General features: G+C 50.7%; 20 protein-coding genes. 15 read left to right on the top strand and 5 right to left on the bottom strand.

All coding sequences use genetic code 11. From position 1 onward, the window contains the following. From sapD to pspF, 5 genes are all read right to left on the bottom strand, one after another. On the bottom strand, positions 1–993 hold the full coding sequence (gene sapD / locus K0335_RS03345; RefSeq protein WP_001128850.1) for a peptide ABC transporter ATP-binding protein SapD: 993 nt from the start codon (positions 991–993) through the stop codon (positions 1–3). Next, positions 993–1,883 carry a peptide ABC transporter permease SapC gene (gene sapC / locus K0335_RS03340; protein ID WP_001146143.1) on the bottom strand — a complete coding sequence of 297 codons (891 nt, stop codon included), beginning with the start codon at positions 1,881–1,883 and terminating at the stop codon, positions 993–995. The genes sapD and sapC overlap by 1 nt, the downstream gene beginning before the upstream one ends. Beyond that, positions 1,870–2,835, bottom strand: coding sequence for a putrescine export ABC transporter permease SapB (gene sapB, locus K0335_RS03335; protein ID WP_000583290.1), 966 nt, complete (start codon positions 2,833–2,835; stop codon positions 1,870–1,872). The genes sapC and sapB overlap by 14 nt, the downstream gene beginning before the upstream one ends. Further along, entirely contained in the window at positions 2,832–4,475 is a 1,644-nt protein-coding gene (sapA, locus tag K0335_RS03330) for an ABC transporter substrate-binding protein SapA (protein WP_015953432.1), read from the bottom strand. The genes sapB and sapA overlap by 4 nt, the downstream gene beginning before the upstream one ends. 114 nt (positions 4,476–4,589) lie before the next feature. Further along, positions 4,590–5,564: a phage shock protein operon transcriptional activator gene (pspF, locus tag K0335_RS03325; protein WP_219393727.1), complete on the bottom strand. Its 975-nt coding sequence runs from the start codon at positions 5,562–5,564 to the stop codon at positions 4,590–4,592. Positions 5,565–5,729: 165 nt separating this feature from the next. On the opposite strand from pspF, the gene pspA reads away from it, so the two are divergent. The 15 genes from pspA to K0335_RS03250 all read left to right on the top strand — a co-directional run bounded on the left by pspA (position 5,730) and on the right by K0335_RS03250 (position 19,557). Continuing rightward, a complete protein-coding gene (gene pspA, locus K0335_RS03320) occupies positions 5,730–6,398 on the top strand; it encodes a phage shock protein PspA (protein ID WP_000511039.1) in 669 nt (222 codons plus the stop codon). A 54-nt stretch (positions 6,399–6,452) separates the two neighbouring features. After that, the gene (gene pspB / locus K0335_RS03315; protein WP_001274967.1) at positions 6,453–6,677 is read left to right on the top strand and encodes an envelope stress response membrane protein PspB; all 225 of its coding nucleotides are present in this window, start codon (positions 6,453–6,455) and stop codon (positions 6,675–6,677) included. Then, entirely contained in the window at positions 6,677–7,039 is a 363-nt protein-coding gene (gene pspC, locus K0335_RS03310; RefSeq protein WP_000146618.1) for an envelope stress response membrane protein PspC, read from the top strand. Before pspB ends, pspC begins: the two co-directional genes overlap by 1 nt. A gap of 8 nt (positions 7,040–7,047) precedes the next feature. After that, complete coding sequence (gene pspD / locus K0335_RS03305) at positions 7,048–7,269, top strand: phage shock protein PspD (protein ID WP_104919803.1); 222 nt, start codon at positions 7,048–7,050, stop codon at positions 7,267–7,269. 74 nt (positions 7,270–7,343) lie between these two features. Then, the gene (pspE, locus tag K0335_RS03300; protein WP_104919802.1) at positions 7,344–7,658 is read left to right on the top strand and encodes a thiosulfate sulfurtransferase PspE; all 315 of its coding nucleotides are present in this window, start codon (positions 7,344–7,346) and stop codon (positions 7,656–7,658) included. Between the two features lie 213 nt (positions 7,659–7,871). Further along, positions 7,872–9,551 carry a sugar phosphorylase gene (locus K0335_RS03295; RefSeq protein WP_219393726.1) on the top strand — a complete coding sequence of 560 codons (1,680 nt, stop codon included), beginning with the start codon at positions 7,872–7,874 and terminating at the stop codon, positions 9,549–9,551. Positions 9,552–9,564: 13 nt separating this feature from the next. Then, positions 9,565–10,857: an ABC transporter substrate-binding protein gene (locus K0335_RS03290; RefSeq protein WP_104917320.1), complete on the top strand. Its 1,293-nt coding sequence runs from the start codon at positions 9,565–9,567 to the stop codon at positions 10,855–10,857. Positions 10,858–10,877: 20 nt separating this feature from the next. Next, on the top strand, positions 10,878–11,759 hold the full coding sequence (locus K0335_RS03285; RefSeq protein WP_191596300.1) for a carbohydrate ABC transporter permease: 882 nt from the start codon (positions 10,878–10,880) through the stop codon (positions 11,757–11,759). After that, positions 11,746–12,588, top strand: a complete 843-nt coding sequence (locus K0335_RS03280) for a carbohydrate ABC transporter permease (protein ID WP_032302944.1) — start codon at positions 11,746–11,748, stop codon at positions 12,586–12,588. Before K0335_RS03285 ends, K0335_RS03280 begins: the two co-directional genes overlap by 14 nt. A 30-nt stretch (positions 12,589–12,618) precedes the next feature. Beyond that, positions 12,619–13,671 (top strand): zinc-binding alcohol dehydrogenase, encoded by a 1,053-nt coding sequence (locus K0335_RS03275; RefSeq protein ID WP_104919799.1) that lies wholly within the window; start codon positions 12,619–12,621, stop codon positions 13,669–13,671. 16 nt (positions 13,672–13,687) lie between these two features. Continuing rightward, entirely contained in the window at positions 13,688–14,476 is a 789-nt protein-coding gene (locus tag K0335_RS03270; RefSeq protein ID WP_219393725.1) for a sugar phosphate isomerase/epimerase, read from the top strand. Between the two features lie 9 nt (positions 14,477–14,485). Further along, positions 14,486–15,541, top strand: coding sequence for a Gfo/Idh/MocA family protein (locus K0335_RS03265; RefSeq protein ID WP_219393724.1), 1,056 nt, complete (start codon positions 14,486–14,488; stop codon positions 15,539–15,541). Then, complete coding sequence (locus K0335_RS03260) at positions 15,538–17,805, top strand: glycoside hydrolase family 65 protein (protein ID WP_160194055.1); 2,268 nt, start codon at positions 15,538–15,540, stop codon at positions 17,803–17,805. Before K0335_RS03265 ends, K0335_RS03260 begins: the two co-directional genes overlap by 4 nt. After that, positions 17,802–18,461: a beta-phosphoglucomutase gene (gene pgmB, locus K0335_RS03255; protein WP_104917315.1), complete on the top strand. Its 660-nt coding sequence runs from the start codon at positions 17,802–17,804 to the stop codon at positions 18,459–18,461. The genes K0335_RS03260 and pgmB overlap by 4 nt, the downstream gene beginning before the upstream one ends. Positions 18,462–18,474: 13 nt before the next feature. Next, on the top strand, positions 18,475–19,557 hold the full coding sequence (locus K0335_RS03250; protein ID WP_104917314.1) for an ABC transporter ATP-binding protein: 1,083 nt from the start codon (positions 18,475–18,477) through the stop codon (positions 19,555–19,557). Positions 19,558–19,592 lie beyond the last annotated feature (35 nt).

The raw sequence follows: 19,592 nt of genomic DNA, 5'->3' as shown, positions 1-19,592 counted from the left end.
TCACTCTCTCTCCATATTCAGTGGAAAATGACAGGCATAGAGATGATTTTTCGCACCAGTCAGACGTGGTGTCACGATACACTCTCGTTGAGCATAGGGGCAACGTGGGCCAAGACGACAACCTATAGGTAATTGCTCCAGCAAGGGAATCGCGCCAGGCATCGTATTCAGACGGCTTTTATGCGGCATTGCGCTACCAAAGTCAGGAATTGCGCGGATCAACGCCTGAGTATAAGGGTGATGTGGCATCGTCACTAACTCCTTACTCGGGGCAGATTCCACCGTTTGCCCGCAGTAAAGAACGTTGATTTTATCCGCCCACTGGCTAAGCATTTGCAGGTCATGGCTAATCAACAAAATGGTGGTATTGCTATTTTGATTCAGACGCGTCAACAGACGGAATATCTGCGCCTGAGTTGTCGGTTCCATCGAGTTTGTCGGTTCATCCGCAATCAGCAAACGCGGTTGATTTGCCAGGGCGATGGCAATCATCACCTTCTGGCATTCACCTTCAGTGAGTTCGTAAGGAAAACTGCGCATTGCATCTTTGTGATCTTTAATCCCTACACGGTGTAACAACTCAATAGCACGACGTTTCCGCCAGCCTGGACGTTGCCACCAACGGCCTTTGTAAGTCCATGCCGGGATATTTTGCATCAGTTGCCGACCCACTCGTTCAGAAGGATCAAGACAAGATTGTGGCTCCTGGAAAATCATCGACACGTTATGCCCAACCAGTTTTCGGCGTTCGCGTGCGGAAAGACGAAGCAGATCAATGTCATCAAAGCGCATACGATCAGCCGTCACGCGCCAGTTGTCTTTGGCAACGCCACAGATCGCTTTAGCAATCAGACTTTTACCTGAACCAGATTCTCCTACCAGGCCGCGTATTTCACCTTCATTTAAGGTCATGCTGACACGGTCAACGGCTTTAACCCATTCATCGCCAGTTTTGAATTCGATGGTCAAATTGCGGATATCGAGTAACGGCATTATTCCACCCCCGCAATAATGGCCCGGCGTATTCCGTCACCGAGTAAGTTAACTAACAAAACGCTGATCATAATTGCTGCACCTGGCAGCATAACGGTCCATGGCGCAACATAAATAAGTTCCAGCGCATCGCCAAGCATGGCCCCCCATTCAGGTGAGGGGAGTTGCGCGCCGAGATCAAGAAAACCCAGCGCGGCAATATCCAAAATCGCCATCGAAAGGGCGCGGGTAATTTCAGTGACCAGACCTGCGGTAATGTTGGGCAGAACAGCAAACCAGAGAATATTCAATGTGGTTGCGCCATCGAGACGAGCGGCGATGACATACTCTTTTTCCAGTTCATCATGCACCAGGCTATAAACCGAGCGTACGATACGCGGCAAAAGTGCCAGCCAGACAGCAAACATCGCATGACCGAGTGATGGCCCGGCAAAAGCCACCACAATAATAGCCAGCAACAATGAAGGGATCGCCAGCAAGGTATCGAGAATATGGTTGAGTACCGCTGAACGTAAGCCATGAGTTGCCCCAGCGACCACACCTAATACCAGGCCACAAAGAGTTGCAGCCAGAGTGACGACAAATGCGCCTCCGACAGTGGGAGCTGCACCACTGAGTAAACGACTTAAAACATCGCGACCGAGATCATCAGTACCCAGAAAGAAAGAGACTTCGCCATACCGCGACCATGACGGTGGTAGCAACTGATAGCCAAGAAATTGCTGATCGATGCCGTATGGCGCAAACCAGCCACCAAAAATACACAGTATCGCGAGGCCTGCACAACCGTACAGACCGACCATTGCGGAAGTATCAGCATAAAATTTGCGCCAGGCTGTACGCAGCGTACCAGGCGGGCGCTTTTCGCTGTATACGCTATCGTAAGGCATAAAATTCCTTATGTTTAAGCGGGTTAGCCATTGCACCCAAAATATCAGATATCACGTTAACAATAATTACCAGCGAACCACACACCATTACACCGGCAGAAATCGCCGCGTAATCTTGCTGACGAATAGCGTTGATTAGCCAGCGACCTAAACCAGGCCAGCTAAAAACCATTTCAGTGATCATCGCCAGTGTCAGCATGGTGGAAAATTGCAAACCTAAACGTGGGATTACTGGCGGCAGGGCGTTATGTAAAACATGGCGGCGCAAAATAGTAAATCGCGAAAGCCCGCGTGTTGCTGCCGCTTTGATGTAGTTTTGATCGAATACTTCGATGGTGCTAATGCGCATCAGACGTATCACTTCTGTTGTTGGCGCGACTGCCAGCGTAATCACTGGCAACACCATATGACGCATGGCGCTTACCATCATTTCATCACGCCATGGCGAATCGGAAAGCCAGGCATCGATCAGGGCGAATCCAGTGACGGTTTTCACTTCATAAAGTAAATCAAACCGCCCGGAAACGGGCAGCCAGCCCAGCGTGAGCGAACAGAATAGCGTCAGCAACAGCGCCAGCCAGAAAACAGGGATGGAAAAACCTAACAGCGCCAGAGCGTTGATAAGTTGATCCTGCCATTTTCCACGCATGATTCCAGCAACCATACCGATGGGAATACCAACAATCAGGGCGAAACCAAAAGCGAGGATGCACAGCTCCATCGTCGCCGGGAACACTTCTTTCAGTTGTTCCGAGATAAGTTGCCCGTTAATACTGGAAACGCCAAAATCCCAGTGCAATAAACCATCAAACCAGAAAACCCAGGCGTTCCACAGCGATGCACCTTGTAACGGTGCGTGGGGTGTAAAGTAATTAAGGCTAAAGCCCACAAAGGTCAGAAAGAAAAGAGTGACCAGCAAGAGTAGAATGCGTCGCAGGGTGAAAATAATCATGGTTTTTTCACCTCTTTCGCTTTTTCACGATAAACCCCGGCAAATGAAGCATTACCAAACGGGCTTAACACTAGTCCTTTAATATCGTAGCGGTAAGCCTGTAAACGCAATGAGGATGCCAATGGCAGAATCGGCAATTCCTTAGCCAAAATTGCCTGAGCTTCATCATAGGCTTCGATACGCGCAGACAATTGTTGCGAAGAGAGCGCTTTACGCAACACTTCATCAAATTGCGGATCGCACCAGTGTGCAAAGTTAGTCTGCGACTTAATGGCGGCGCAACTGAGCAATGGCCGGAAGAAACTGTCAGGGTCATTACTGTCTGTCGCCCAACCAGACAACGTCAGATCATGGTTCATATCCATTAACCGTGCCTCCTGAAAGCGACCTTCAACCGGAACAATTGTCACTTTGACACCCACTTGTGCCATATCAGCCTGAATCAACTCCGCCATTTTAAGCGGACTTGGGTTCCAGGCCTGGGAACGTGTTGGTACCCACAGCTTCAGCGATAACTTTTCCAGCCCCAGCGCTTTTAATTGCTCACGCGACTTCGCCGGATTGTATTCTGTAATTTTAGCCTCGTTGTCATAGGCCCAGGAGGCACGCGGTAAAATAGATGCAGCCGTTTCTGCCGTTCCATAATAAATAGACTGCATAAGACGCTGGTTATTGATCGCCAGTGCAAGAGCGTGACGAACAGCAGGATTATTGAGCGGTGGCTTGGCGGTATTAAACGCCAGATAAGCGATATTCATTCCTGGACGCAGCGTCAAGCGCAAACGTGGATCGTCACGCAAAATAGTTAACTGACTGGCAGCAGGCCAGGCGAGAACATCACATTCACCAGTGAGCAGTTTAGACAAACGTCCCGTACCGCCGGAGCCCAGATCCACAACGACTTGTGGCGTCAACGGTTTACCGCGCCAGAATGCATCATGACGTTGCAGACGAATATACTGCCCGGCACGATATTCAGAAAGTTTGTATGGCCCGGTACCCACAGGTTGGCGGTCAAGTAACTCTTCACGATCTTCTTTTGCCAGTTCGGTGGCGTATTCTGCTGACATCACCGAAGCATAGTGTGTCGCAAGGTGCCATAAGAAAGAGGCGTCTGGTTGCGCAAGACGAAACTCAACAGTGTGGTTGTCAATTTTGCGCACACTTTTAACGTTATCGGCAAATTGCAGGCTATCAAAGTAGGGATAGTTATTGCCGTTAACGTTATGCCACGGATTATTACGGTCAAAAATACGTTGAAAGGTAAACACTACGTCATCGGCATTCAGATTACGTGTTGGAGTAAACCAGTTAGTTTTCTGAAACGGGACATCACGGCGCAGATGAAAGCGGTAAGTTGCACCGTTATCCAGTACATCCCAACTTTCGGCCAGCTCAGGCATCAGTCGATAAGTATAGGGATCTACATCCAGCAGACGGTCATAAAATTGAGCTGCGAGGGTATCAACAATCAACCCGCTACTCGCTTTTGATGGGTTAAACGTGTTGACCTGCCCGCTAACGCAATAGACAAAACCGCTGTCACGAATATCGGCAGGGGGAGTCTGTTCAGGCGCAGCTGCGGCGTTTCCGCTCAGGAGTCCAGCGATTACGATCAGGGACGATATAACCAGGCGCATAATTTTTTTGAGGTTTTTAGTTTCGATCTGCAAAGTGTATCGCACTATGGCCTGCCAGGTAAAAATGTCTACCGATAACTGGCGCAAATGTCAGCAAACTGCGTATATGACAGGCTAAATCTGATGTTTTTTTAGCAATGCCCGGAGTTGGTGGTAGGTGAGTCCAAGTAATTCAGCAGCCCGTTTTTGATTAAATTTTGCCTGAGCAAGGCTGGTTTGCAGTAACTCTTTTTCCTGCTGATGCTGAAACTCACGTAAATCCAGAGGTAATTGAGGCAAAGAAGAGGGGGTCTGTGGAACAGCCTGTAAAGCGGGTGAACGTTTAAAGGGATCAATAATAATTTCATCCAGCGGATACTCGCTGGTGCCGTGGCGATACACTGAACGTTCCACCACGTTTTTCAATTCACGAATATTTCCTGGCCAGCGATAGCTGAGTAGCGTTTCTTTAGCGTGTTCGGTAAAACCGGGGAACAGAGGAAGATTGATTTCCCGGCACATTTGGATGGCGAAGTGCTCTGCCATCAACATAATATCAGCCTGGCGTTCGCGCTGTGGGGGAAGTTGCACAACATCAAAGGCTAACCTGTCCAGCAGGTCAGGGCGAAATGTGCCTTCGTTAACCATAGCCGGGAGATCCGCGTTTGTTGCGCAAACCAGTCGGACGTTGACTTGCAACGGTTGGCTACCACCGACACGTTCCAGTTCACCGTATTCAATCACACGCAGTAATTTTTCCTGTACCAGCATCGGGGCTGTTGCGAGCTCATCAAGGAACAATGTGCCGCCGTCTGCGCGCTCAAAGCGTCCGGGGTGGCGTTTTTGTGCGCCAGTAAATGCACCAGCCTCATGACCAAAAAGTTCTGAATCAAGTAAATTCTCATTAAGTGCCGCGCAATTCAGGGAGATAAAGGGTCCTTGCCAGCGAGTAGAAAGATAATGCAAACGGTTAGCAATTAGCTCTTTGCCTGTGCCGCGTTCACCAATGATTAATACCGGTTTATCAAGCGGGGCCAGATGGGAAACCTGCTCTAAAACTTCAAGAAAGCTATTTGCTTCCCCTAAAAGATTATCTTTGTATTCTGCCATGATGAAAATCACCACATGTTGGTCTATTTCGCTAACTCACCTTACTCTGGCCGTGATGAATTATCAATCACCTTATGCAAAATCAAGAAGATATAAAACTGGCACGCAATTTGCATTAGCTCATCAGCAGACAATGCTTAAGACAGAAATTATGAGGATAACATTATGGGTATTTTTTCTCGTTTTGCCGACATCGTGAATGCCAACATCAACTCACTGCTGGAAAAAGCCGAAGATCCACAAAAACTGGTTCGCCTGATGATTCAGGAAATGGAAGACACCCTGGTTGAGGTGCGTTCCAACTCAGCTCGTGCTCTGGCTGAAAAGAAACAGTTAACGCGTCGTATTGAGCAAGCAACGGCACAGCAGGCGGAATGGCAGGAGAAAGCAGAACTGGCATTACGTAAAGAAAGAGAAGATCTGGCCCGCGCAGCATTAATTGAAAAACAGAAACTGACGGACCTGATCGCTACGCTTGAGCATGAGGTGACCCTGGTTGATGACACGCTGACGCGCATGAAAAAAGAGATTGGCGAGCTGGAGAATAAACTCAGTGAAACACGTGCTCGCCAGCAGGCTTTGATGTTGCGTCACCAGGCGGCCAGTTCATCCCGTGATGTTCGTCGCCAGCTGGACAGCGGCAAACTGGATGAAGCAATGGCGCGATTTGAATCGTTTGAACGTCGTATCGACCAGATGGAAGCTGAAGCAGAAAGCCACAGTTTTGGGAAGAAAAAGTCGCTTGATCAGCAGTTCGCCGATCTGAAAGCTGACGATGAAATCAGCGAGCAACTGGCGCAGTTAAAAGCCAAAATGAAACAAGATAATCAATAATAACTTAAGGCGGCGTCTGAAAGCGCCGCCGCTCATCACCTGTAAGGAGCACTTATGAGCGCGCTATTTCTGGCTATTCCGTTAACCATTTTTGTGCTGTTTGTGTTACCGGTCTGGTTATGGCTGCATTACAGCAACCGCGCTAACCGTGGTGAATTGTCGCAAAGTGAACAACAGCGATTAGCGCAACTGAGCGATGAAGCAAAACGGATGCGCGAACGTATTCAGGCCCTGGAAGATATTCTTGATGCTGAACATCCGAACTGGAGGGATCGCTAATGGCGAGTATCAACCTCAATAAAAAACTTTGGCGTATTCCGCAGCAGGGGATGCTACAAGGTGTCTGCGCCGGGATAGCCAACTATTTAGACGTCCCTGTGAAGTGGGTACGTATTCTGGTCGTGGTGTTATCAATATTCTTTGGTATGGCCCTGTTTACTTTGGTCGGTTATATCGTCTTATCGTTTGTCCTTGACCCGATGCCGGACAATATGGCTTCCGGTGAAGTGCAACCCACCAGTAGTGAATTGTTGGATGCAGTAGATCGTCAACTGGCTGAAGGCGAACAACGACTGCGAGATATGGAACGCTACGTGACATCAGATACATTCACACTACGCAGCCGTTTTCGTCAATTGTGAGGTAACGAATGAATAATCGCTGGCAACATGTCGGGCAAAAGATGAAGCCTGGTTTCAAATTAGCAGGCAAGCTGGTACTTCTTACTGCACTGCGCTACGGCCCGGCGGGTGTGGCTGGCTGGGCGATAAAATCAGTTGCTCGCCGCCCGCTGAAAATGTTGCTGGCTGTAGCGCTGGAACCGCTATTAAGTCGGGCTGCCAATAAGCTGGCGCAGCGTTATAAAAGGTGAGGAGAGTTTCGCAAAAATTGTTAAATCTCAGGCGTATAATGGAGGGTAATTTTCATCCATAGAAGGCCTCTCACATGTTCAAAAAAGGGTTACTTGCACTGACGCTAATGTTTTCACTGCCTGTTTTTGCTGCTGAACACTGGATCGATGTTCGTGTTCCAGAGCAGTATCAGCAAGAGCACGTTCAGGGAGCCATTAATATTCCCCTGAAAGAAGTGAAAGAGCGCATTGCTACCGCAGTTCCGGATAAAAACGACACCGTGAAAGTGTATTGCAACGCCGGACGCCAGTCCGGGCAGGCAAAAGAGATCCTCAACGAGATGGGGTATACCCACGTTGAGAATGCCGGTGGCCTGAAAGACATCGAAATGCCGAAGGTCAAAGGTTAACAGAATTCTCATTGAGCGGCGCTTACGCGCCGTTTTCTTTTCTCTTCACACCTTATTTACATCCCCATAGATTATTTGCGTCAGCTCACAAATACGCTTTTTGCCTGGTAAAAATTGATTTCCCGCGTGACTAAAAGCCCTGGACTCAATTGACAGTTTATTTTCTGCGGAGTAGTCTCTTGTTTCATGGGACCGCTACCACGGAAAGGCAACATGAAACAGAAAATTACGGAATACCTGGACGAAATCTACAATGGAACATTTACCCCGACTCATCTACAGAAACTTGTAACACGTCTTGAGAGTGCACAAAAAATTATTACCCAGCACTGTAAAAAGCACTGGGATGAAAGTGATGTCGTGTTAATTACGTATGCTGATCAATTTCACAGTAATGATTTAAAACCGCTTCCAACCTTCAATCACTTTTATCGTAAATGGCTGAGGGATATTTTCTCTCATGTCCATTTGTTGCCATTTTACCCATGGTCATCTGATGATGGGTTTTCGGTAATTGATTATCATCAGGTCGCCAGTGAAGCAGGGGAGTGGCAGGATATTCAGCAGCTCGGTGAATGCAGCCATTTGATGTTTGATTTTGTCTGCAACCACATGTCGGCTAAAAGTGAATGGTTTAAAAACTATTTACAACAAAGGCCAGGTTTTGAAGATTTTTTTATTGCCGTTGACCCGCAAACCGATCTCAGCGCCGTCACTCGCCCGCGTGCGTTACCGTTATTAACGCCATTCCAGATGCGCGATCATTCAACGCGCCATTTATGGACCACCTTTAGCGACGATCAAATTGACCTGAATTACCGTAGCCCTGAAGTGTTACTGGCGATGGTGGATATTTTACTGTGTTACCTTGAGAAAGGTGCTGAGTATGTCCGCCTGGATGCCGTTGGCTTTATGTGGAAAGAGCCGGGAACAAGCTGCATCCATCTGGAAAAAACACATCTGATTATCAAGCTGTTACGGTCGATTATTGATGACGTAGCACCAGGTACAGTGATCATTACCGAGACCAATGTTCCGCACAAAGACAACATTGCTTACTTTGGAAACGGTGATGACGAAGCGCATATGGTGTACCAGTTCTCGCTGCCGCCGCTGGTGCTGCATGCGGTGCAAAAACAGAACGTTGAGGCGCTTTGTGCGTGGGCGCAAAACCTGACACTACCTTCCAGCAACACCACCTGGTTTAACTTCCTCGCCTCTCACGATGGCATCGGGCTTAACCCACTGCGTGGCTTGCTACCCGAAAGCGAAATATTAGCGCTGGTCGAGGCATTACAGCAGGAAGGGGCATTAGTTAACTGGAAAAATAATCCCGACGGGACGCGCAGTCCGTATGAAATGAATGTCACTTATATGGATGCATTGAGCCATCGCGATTGCAGTGATGAAGAACGCTGTGCCCGGTTTATTCTTGCTCATGCCATATTGTTAACCTTTCCCGGTGTGCCAGCTGTCTATATTCAAAGTATTCTGGGTTCGCGTAATGATTACGCTGGTGTCGAAAAACTGGGATATAACCGTGCGATTAACCGTAAGAAATATCGTAGTGAAGAGATAGCCAGTGAACTGAACGATGAAACAACACTCAGGCACGCAGTATATCATCAGTTGTCGCATTTAATTACGCTTCGTTGCCGTCATAAAGAATTTCATCCGGAAAATAGTTTTACCATCGACACGGTTAATTCATCCGTAATGCGTATTCGAAGAAGCACTGCAACCGGTGATTATCTGACGGGGTTGTTTAATGTCAGTGAAAATATTCAGCATATAAATATTACTGACCTGCACGGTCGGGATCTGATTAGTGAAGTTGATATAGTGGGTAATGAAATAACGCTGCGCCCCTGGCAGGTTATGTGGATTAAATAAAAAGGAACATCTCATGATTAAATCAAAAATCGTGCTGTTATCAGCACTGGTTTCCTGCGCCCTGATTTCAGGTTGTAAAGAAGAAAATAAAACGAATGTTTCCATCGAGTTTATGCATTCTTCGGTGGAACAGGAACGCCAGGCGGTAATTAGTCAGTTAATTGCGCGTTTTGAAAAAGAAAACCCAGGCATCACTGTTAAACAAGTGCCGGTGGAAGAAGATGCTTATAACACCAAAGTCATCACCCTTTCCCGTAGCGGCTCGCTGCCGGAAGTGATCGAAACCAGCCATGACTACGCGAAAGTGATGGACAAAGAACAGCTTATCGATCGCAAAGCGGTTGCTACGGTCATCAGTAATGTCGGTGAAGGCGCGTTTTATGACGGCGTTCTGCGGATTGTGCGCACTGAAGATGGTAGCGCCTGGACCGGTGTTCCTGTCAGCGCATGGATTGGCGGTATCTGGTATCGCAAAGATGTGCTGGCAAAAGCCGGGCTGGATGAGCCGAAAAACTGGCAACAGTTGCTGGATGTCGCACAGAAAATGAACGATCCGGCGAATAAAAAATACGGTATTGCACTGCCGACGGCAGAAAGCGTACTGACGGAACAATCGTTCTCTCAGTTTGCGTTATCCAATCAGGCCAACGTTTTTAACGCCGAAGGCAAAATCACCCTTGATACGCCGGAGATGATGCAGGCGCTGACCTATTACCGCGACCTTGCTGCCAACACCATGCCGGGTTCTAACGACATTATGGAAGTGAAAGACGCCTTTATGAACGGCACCGCGCCGATGGCGATTTACTCCACCTATATCCTTCCGGCTGTAATTAAAGAAGGCGACCCGAAGAATGTCGGTTTCGTGGTGCCAACCGAGAAAAACTCGGCGGTCTACGGCATGTTGACCTCGCTGACCATTACCGCCGGGCAAAAAAGCGAAGAGACGGAAGCGGCGGAAAAATTTGTCACCTTTATGGAGCAGGCAGACAACATTGCCGACTGGGTGATGATGTCACCAGGCGCGGCGCTGCCGGTGAACAAAGCGGTTGTGACGACTGCCACCTGGAAAGATAACGACGTGATTAAGGCGCTGGGAGACTTGCCGAATCAGTTGATTAGCGAACTGCCAAATATTCAGGTCTTTGGCGCGGTAGGGGACAAAAACTTTACCCGCATGGGCGATGTCACGGGCTCTGGTGTGGTGAGTTCAATGGTGCATAACGTCACCGTGGGGAAAGCCGATCTCTCAACCACGCTGCAAGCGAGCCAGAAAAAGCTGGATGAACTGATCGAACAGCACTAATCCCAGGACAGGAATCCGCAATGAACAGGCTTTTTTCAGGTCGTTCCGATATGCCCTTTGCGCTGCTGCTTCTCGCGCCCAGCTTATTACTGCTGGGCGGTCTGGTGGCGTGGCCAATGGTGTCGAATATCGAAATCAGTTTTTTACGTCTGCCGCTCAATCCCAACATCGAGTCAACGTTTGTTGGGGTGAGCAACTATGTGCGTATTCTCTCCGATCCCGGCTTCTGGCACTCGTTGTGGATGACGGTCTGGTATACCGCGCTGGTGGTGGCGGGCAGCACCGTGCTCGGGCTGGCAGTGGCGATGTTTTTCAACCGCGAGTTTCGCCTGCGCAAGACCGCGCGTTCGTTGGTGATCCTCTCCTACGTAACGCCGTCCATTTCGCTGGTGTTCGCCTGGAAATACATGTTCAACAACGGCTACGGCATTGTGAACTACCTCGGCGTCGATCTTCTGCATCTCTATGAGCAGGCGCCGCTGTGGTTCGATAACCCGGGCAGTAGTTTTGTGCTGGTGGTGCTGTTCGCCATCTGGCGCTACTTCCCGTATGCCTTTATCTCGTTTCTGGCGATTTTGCAGACCATTGATAAATCGCTGTACGAAGCTGCAGAGATGGACGGCGCGAATGCCTGGCAACGGTTTCGCATCGTCACGCTGCCCGCGATTATGCCGGTCCTGGCGACGGTGGTGACTCTGCGTACCATCTGGATGTTCTACATGTTCGCTGACGTTTATTTGCTGACGACCAAGGTCGATATTCTCGGCGTCTATCTCTACAAAACCGCCTTTGCCTTTAATGACTTAGGGAAAGCGGCGGCGATCTCGGTGGTGCTCTTCATCATTATTTTCACTGTCATTCTGCTGACCAGAAAACGGGTGAACCTCAATGGCAACAAATAAACGCACACTCAGTCGCATCGGTTTTTACTGCGGGCTGGCGCTGTTTCTCATCATCACGCTGTTTCCCTTTTTTGTGATGCTGATGACCTCGTTCAAAAGCGCGAAAGAGGCGATCTCGCTGCATCCTACGCTGCTGCCACAGCAGTGGACGCTGGAGCATTACGTCGACATTTTTAACCCGGTGATTTTCCCGTTTGTCGATTATTTCCGTAACAGCCTGGTGGTGTCGGTAGTTTCATCCGTGATAGCAGTATTTCTCGGCATTCTCGGGGCTTACGCGCTTTCCCGCCTCCGCTTTAAAGGGCGAATGACCATCAACGCCAGCTTTTACACGGTGTACATGTTCTCCGGCATTTTGCTGGTGGTGCCGCTGTTCAAAATCATCACTGCGCTTGGCATTTACGACACCGAGATGGCGCTGATCATCACCATGGTGACGCAAACCCTGCCTACTGCCGTGTTTATGCTGAAAAGCTACTTCGACACCATCCCCGATGAAATCGAAGAAGCGGCGATGATGGATGGCCTCAACCGGCTGCAAATCATCTTCCGCATCACGGTACCGCTGGCGATGTCCGGGCTGATATCCGTGTTCGTCTACTGCTTTATGGTGGCGTGGAACGACTATCTGTTTGCCTCGATTTTCCTCTCCAGCGCCAGCAATTTCACTTTACCGGTAGGCCTGAACGCGCTGTTCAGTACCCCTGATTACATCTGGGGCCGAATGATGGCGGCCTCGCTGGTGACCGCATTGCCGGTGGTGATTATGTATGCACTTTCGGAACGTTTTATTAAGAGTGGTTTGACCGCCGGTGGCGTGAAGGGCTAAAGCGGCCAGTTTCTTGACAAGGAGTTTTACATGAAAAAGTTAGTAGCCACAGCACCGCGCGTTGCCGCGTTGGTGGAGTATGAAGACAGGGCGATTTCAGCCAATGAAGTGAAGATCCGCGTGCGGTTCGGCGCGCCGAAACACGGGACGGAAGTGGTCGATTTCCGCGCCGCCAGCCCGTTTATCAATGAAGACTTTAATGGCGAATGGCAGATGTTCACCCCCCGTCCGGCAGATGCGCCGCGCGGCATTGAGTTTGGCAAGTTCCAGCTTGGCAACATGGTGGTTGGCGACATTATCGAGTGCGGCAGCGACGTTACCGACTACGCGGTGGGTGACAGCGTATGCGGCTACGGCCCGCTTTCCGAAACGGTCATCATTAACGCGGTGAATAACTACAAACTGCGCAAGATGCCGCAAGGTAGCTCGTGGAAAAACGCCGTCTGTTACGACCCGGCGCAGTTTGCCATGAGCGGCGTGCGCGATGCCAACGTGCGCGTGGGCGATTTTGTGGTGGTGGTAGGGCTTGGCGCGATTGGTCAAATTGCCATTCAACTGGCAAAACGCGCTGGTGCGTCGGTGGTGATTGGTGTCGATCCTATCGCTCATCGCTGTGATATTGCCCGTCGCCACGGGGCGGATTTCTGCCTTAACCCCATTGGCACGGATGTAGGCAAAGAGATTAAAACGCTGACCGGCAAGCAGGGTGCCGATGTGATTATCGAAACCAGCGGCTACGCCGACGCACTGCAATCGGCACTGCGCGGCCTGGCTTATGGCGGCACCATCTCCTATGTTGCGTTTGCCAAACCATTTGCCGAAGGTTTCAACCTCGGACGTGAAGCGCATTTCAACAACGCCAAAATTGTCTTCTCTCGTGCGTGCAGTGAACCGAACCCGGATTATCCGCGCTGGAGCCGCAAGCGTATTGAAGAAACCTGCTGGGAACTGCTGATGAACGGTTATCTCAATTGTGAAGATTTAATCGACCCGGTGGTGACCTTTGCTAACAGCCCGGAAAGCTACATGCAGTATGTCGACCAGCATCCGGAACAGAGCATCAAAATGGGCGTAACTTTTTAATTCTAAGGACGGAAAAATGAAAATCGGTACACAGAATCAGGCCTTCTTTCCAGAAAATATTCTGGAGAAATTTCGTTATATCAAAGAGATGGGTTTTGATGGTTTTGAGATTGACGGCAAACTGCTGGTTAACAATATCGAAGAAGTCAAAGCAGCGATCAAAGAAACCGGTTTACCGGTGACCACCGCCTGCGGCGGCTATGACGGCTGGATTGGCGACTTTATTGAAGAGCGTCGTCTTAATGGTTTAAAGCAGATCGAGCGCATTCTTGAGGCGCTGGCAGAAGTGGGCGGTAAAGGGATTGTCGTTCCGGCTGCGTGGGGCATGTTTACCTTTCGCTTACCGCCGATGACCTCGCCGCGCAGCCTGGACGGCGATCGTCAAATGGTGAGCGATTCCCTGCGTTTCCTGGAAAAGGTAGCCGCGCGTACCGGAACGGTGGTGTATCTCGAACAGCTAAACCGCTATCAGGACCACATGATCAACACGCTCGCCGATTCTCGTCGTTACATCGTCGAAAACAACCTTAAACATGTGCAGATTATCGGCGATTTCTATCACATGAACATCGAAGAGGATAACCTGGCTCAGGCGCTGCATGACAACCGTGACCTGCTTGGTCATGTGCATATTGCCGATAATCATCGCTATCAGCCGGGCAGCGGCACCCTCGATTTCCACGCGCTGTTTGAACAGATTCGCGCCGATAACTATCAGGGCTATGTGGTATATGAAGGGCGTATCCGGGCAGAAGATCCTGCTCAGGCGTACCGTGATTCTTTGGCCTGGTTGCGCACCTGTTAAGAGGTCTTTGTGAAAAGTGCAATGACAAGCTCTCCGCTGCGGGTCGCGATAATAGGCGCGGGCCAGGTGGCGGATAAGGTTCATGCTTCGTACTACTGCACCCGCAACGATCTGGAACTGGTGGCTGTCTGTGACAGCCGCCTTTCCCAGGCGCAGGCGTTGGCAGAGAAATACGGGAACGCATCCGTGTGGGACGATCCGCAGGCCATGCTGCTGGCGGTAAAACCTGACGTGGTAAGCGTCTGTTCACCTAACCGTTTTCATTACGAGCATACCCTGATGGCGCTGGAGGCAGGCTGCCATGTGATGTGCGAGAAACCGCCCGCCATGACGCCAGAACAGGCGCGGGAAATGTGCGATACCGCGCGCAAACAGGGCAAGGTGCTGGCCTACGACTTTCACCATCGTTTTGCCCTTGATACGCAACAACTGCGTGAACAGGTGACCAACGGCGTTTTGGGTGAGATTTACGTGACGACCGCTCGCGCCCTGCGTCGCTGCGGCGTTCCCGGTTGGGGTGTCTTTACCAATAAAGAACTGCAGGGCGGTGGCCCGCTGATCGACATCAGCATTCATATGCTGGATGCCGCGATGTATGTGCTGGGCTTTCCGGCGGTGAAAAGCGTGAATGCGCATAGCTTTCAAAAGATCGGCCCGCAAAAGAGCTTTGGTCAATTTGGCGAGTGGGACCCGGCAACCTACAGCGTCGAAGATTCGCTGTTTGGCACCATTGAATTTCATAACGGCGGCATTCTGTTGCTGGAGACATCATTTGCACTCAACATCCGCGAACAGTCGATGATGAACGTCAGCTTTTGCGGTGATAAAGCCGGAGCCACACTGTTTCCGGCGCATATCTATACCGATAACAACGGTGAATTAATGACGCTGATGCAACGGGAACTGGCCGACGACAACCGTCATTTGCGCAGCATGGAAGCCTTTATCAATCACGTACAGGGCAAGCCAGTGATGATTGCCGACGCCGAGCAAGGGTACATCATCCAGCAACTGGTGGCGGCGCTGTATCAATCCGCAGAAACAGGGACGCGTGTGGAATTATGACCAGGCCAGTAACATTAACGGAACCCCATTTCAGCCAGCATACCCTGAATAAATATGCCTCATTAATGGCGCAGGGAAACGGCTATCTTGGGCTTCGTGCCACCCATGAAGAAGATTACACGCGGCAGACGCGCGGCATGTATCTGGCAGGGCTTTATCATCGAGCCGGGAAAGGAGAAATCAACGAACTGGTGAATCTACCAGACGTGGTGGGAATGGAAATTACCCTAAACGGCGAGATTTTTTCGCTATCCCGCGAAGCGTGGCAGCGTGAGCTTGACTTTGCCAGTGGAGAATTACGCCGCAGTGTTACCTGGCGCACGAGCGACGGCGCAGGGTTCACCATTGAAAGCCGTCGTTTTGTTTCAACAGAACAACTGCCGCTGATCGCGCTGGAAATCAGTATTACCCCGCTGGACGCCGAGGCATCAGTGCTGATCTCAACAGGCATTGATGCCACGCAAACCAACCACGGTCGCCAGCATCTGGATGAAACCCAGGTGCGGGTGTTTGGTCAGCATTTGATGCAGGGGATCTACACCACCCAGGATGGGCGCAGTGATGTGGCAATCAGTTGTCACTGTCAGGCGGATGGTGACGTTCAGCAGTGCTATACCGCAAAAGAGCGCCGTTTGCTGCAACATACCAGCACGCAACTTCGCACAGGTGAAACACTGACCCTGCAAAAGCGGGTGTGGATTGACTGGCGGGACGACCGACAAGCCGCTTTAGACGAGTGGGGCAGTGCGTCGCTTCGCCAGCTCGAAATGTCTACACAACAGAGTTATGACCAACTTCTTGCAGCATCGACAGAAAACTGGCAGCAATGGTGGCAGAAACGTCGTATCACGGTAAAGAGTTGCGATGCGCACGATCAGCGGGCGTTAGACTATGCGCTTTATCATTTGCGTATTATGACGCCCGCCCATGACGAGCGTAGCAGCATTGCGGCGAAAGGCTTAACCGGCGAAGGCTACAAAGGCCATGTTTTCTGGGATACGGAAGTGTTCCTGCTGCCGTTCCATCTGTTTAGCGAACCGACGATTGCCCGGAGTTTGCTGCGCTATCGCTGGCACAACTTGCCTGGCGCGCAGGAGAAAGCGCGACGCAATGGCTGGCAGGGCGCGCTGTTTCCGTGGGAGAGCGCACGTAGCGGGGAAGAAGAAACGCCGGAATTTGCCGCCATTAACATTCGTACCGGGCTGCGGCAAAAAGTGGCCTCAGCGCAGGCGGAACATCATCTGGTTGCCGATATCGCCTGGGCGGTTATTCAATACTGGCAGGTAACGGGAGATGAAAGCTTCATCGCTCACGAAGGCATGGCGCTACTGCTGGAGACCGCAAAGTTCTGGATTAGCCGTGCGGTAAGGGTTAACGACCGTCTGGAAATTCATGATGTTATTGGGCCAGACGAATATACCGAACACGTTAATAATAACGCATACACCAGTTATATGGCCTGCTACAACGTCCAACAGGCGCTGAATATTGCTCGCCAGTTTGGCTGTAGCGACGACGCGTTTATTCATCGTGCCGACATGTTCCTCAAAGAGCTGTGGATGCCAGGAATTCAGCCCGACGGTGTTTTGCCGCAGGATGATTCGTTTATGGCGAAACCGGCGATAGATCTGGCGAAATACAAAGCGGCGGCCGGGAAGCAAACCATTCTGCTGGATTATTCACGCGCAGAAGTGAACGAGATGCAGATCCTCAAGCAGGCCGATGTGGTGATGCTCAATTACATGCTACCGGAACAATTTTCAGCGGCCTCTTGTCTCGCCAATCTGCAATTTTATGAACCGCGCACCATTCACGACTCGTCATTGAGTAAAGCGATCCACGGCATTGTTGCCGCGCGTTGTGGCTTGCTTGCGCAGAGTTACCCGTTCTGGCGCGAGGGGAGTGAAATCGATCTCGGTGCTGATCCGCATAGCTGCGATGACGGTATCCACGCTGCCGCAACTGGCGCTATCTGGCTGGGCGCGATTCAGGGTTTTGCCGGACTCAGCGTGCGCGACGGCGAATTACATCTCAATCCGGCGTTACCTGAGCAGTGGCAACAGTTGTCTTTCCCTCTGTTCTGGCAGGGCTGCGAATTACAGGTCACTCTCGACGCGCAGCGTATTGCGATTCGTACTTCTGCGCCCGTTTCGCTGCGGTTGAACGGCCAGCTTATTTCCGTGACTGAAGAATCTGTTTTCTGTTTGGGTGATTTTATTTTGCCCTTCAATGGGACTGCTACCACACATCAGGAGGATGAATGAAACTACAAGGGGTAATTTTCGATCTGGATGGCGTGATCACCGACACCGCACATCTGCACTTCCAGGCGTGGCAGCAGATTGCCGCCGAAATCGGCATCGGCATCGATGTGCAATTTAACGAGACGTTAAAAGGGATCAGCCGCGATGAGTCCCTGCGACGCATTTTGCAACACGGGGGCAAAGAGGGCGACTTTAACGTGCAAGAGCGGGCGCAACTGGCGTATCGCAAAAATCTGCTCTACGTCCACTCACTGCGCGAACTGACGGTTAACGCTGTTCTGCCGGGAATTCGGCCTTTGCTGGCAGATCTTCGGGCGCAAGGCATCCCGGTAGGGCTGGCCTCCGTCTCTCTGAATGCCCCAACAATTTTAGCGGCGCTGGAGCTGCGCGAGTTTTTCACCTTCTGCGCGGACGCTTCCCAACTTAAACACTCGAAACCGGATCCGGAAATCTTTCTCGCCGCCTGTGCCGGGCTGGGCGTGCCGCCGCAGGCATGTATCGGCATTGAAGATGCGCAGGCGGGCATTGACGCCATTAACGCCAGCGGTATGCGCTCGGTGGGGATCGGCGCGGGCTTAACTGGGGCGCAATTATTGTTGCCCTCAACGGAGTCTCTGACCTGGCCGCGGTTATCGGCCTTCTGGCAAAACGTATAGCAAAGGAATCAACATGGCACAGCTTTCGTTACAACATATTCAAAAAATCTACGATAACCAGGTGCATGTGGTGAAGGACTTCAACCTGGAAATTGCCGATAAAGAGTTCATTGTATTTGTCGGCCCGTCGGGCTGTGGTAAATCGACGACGCTGCGTATGATTGCCGGGCTTGAGGAGATTAGCGGCGGCGATCTGTTGATCGACGGCAAACGAATGAACGACGTTCCGGCCAAAGCGCGCAATATTGCGATGGTTTTCCAGAACTACGCGCTGTATCCGCATATGACGGTCTACGACAACATGGCGTTTGGCCTGAAGATGCAAAAAATCGCCAAAGAGGTGATAGATGAGCGGGTTAATTGGGCGGCGCAAATCCTTGGCCTGCGTGAGTACCTGAAACGCAAGCCGGGCGCGCTTTCCGGCGGGCAACGCCAGCGTGTGGCGCTCGGACGGGCGATTGTGCGCGAAGCGGGCGTGTTTTTGATGGATGAACCGCTCTCTAACCTGGATGCCAAGCTGCGCGTACAAATGCGCGCGGAAATCAGCAAGCTGCACCAGAAACTGAACACCACCATGATCTACGTGACCCACGATCAGACCGAAGCGATGACCATGGCGACGCGGATTGTCATTATGAAGGATGGGATTGTTCAGCAGGTCGGTGCGCCGAAAACGGTCTATAACCAACCGGCGAATATGTTTGTTGCCGGATTTATTGGGTCACCTGCAATGAATTTTATTCGCGGCACGATCGATGGCGATAAATTCGTTACGGAAACGCTTAAATTAACCATTCCCGAAGAGAAATTAGCGGTTCTGAAAACGCAGGAAAGTTTGCATAAACCCATTGTGATGGGAATACGCCCGGAGGATATTCATCCGGATGCGCAAGAGGAAAATAACATTTCCGCCAAAATTAGCGTAGCGGAATTAACCGGTGCGGAATTTATGCTCTACACCACGGTTGGGGGGCACGAGCTGGTGGTCCGTGCCGGTGCGTTAAATGATTATCATGCAGGAGAAAACGTCACTATTCATTTCGATATGACCAAATGTCATTTCTTTGATGCAGAAACGGAAATAGCAATTCGCTAAATACAGGGGGAAGGCATTCCCCCAGAATAATACAA

The organism is Escherichia sp. GZ89, assembly GCF_019366485.1.
Classification (GTDB): domain Bacteria; phylum Pseudomonadota; class Gammaproteobacteria; order Enterobacterales; family Enterobacteriaceae; genus Escherichia; species Escherichia fergusonii.
Note: the sequence above shows the minus strand (reverse complement) of the source record. Positions and strands in the feature narration are given on the sequence as shown.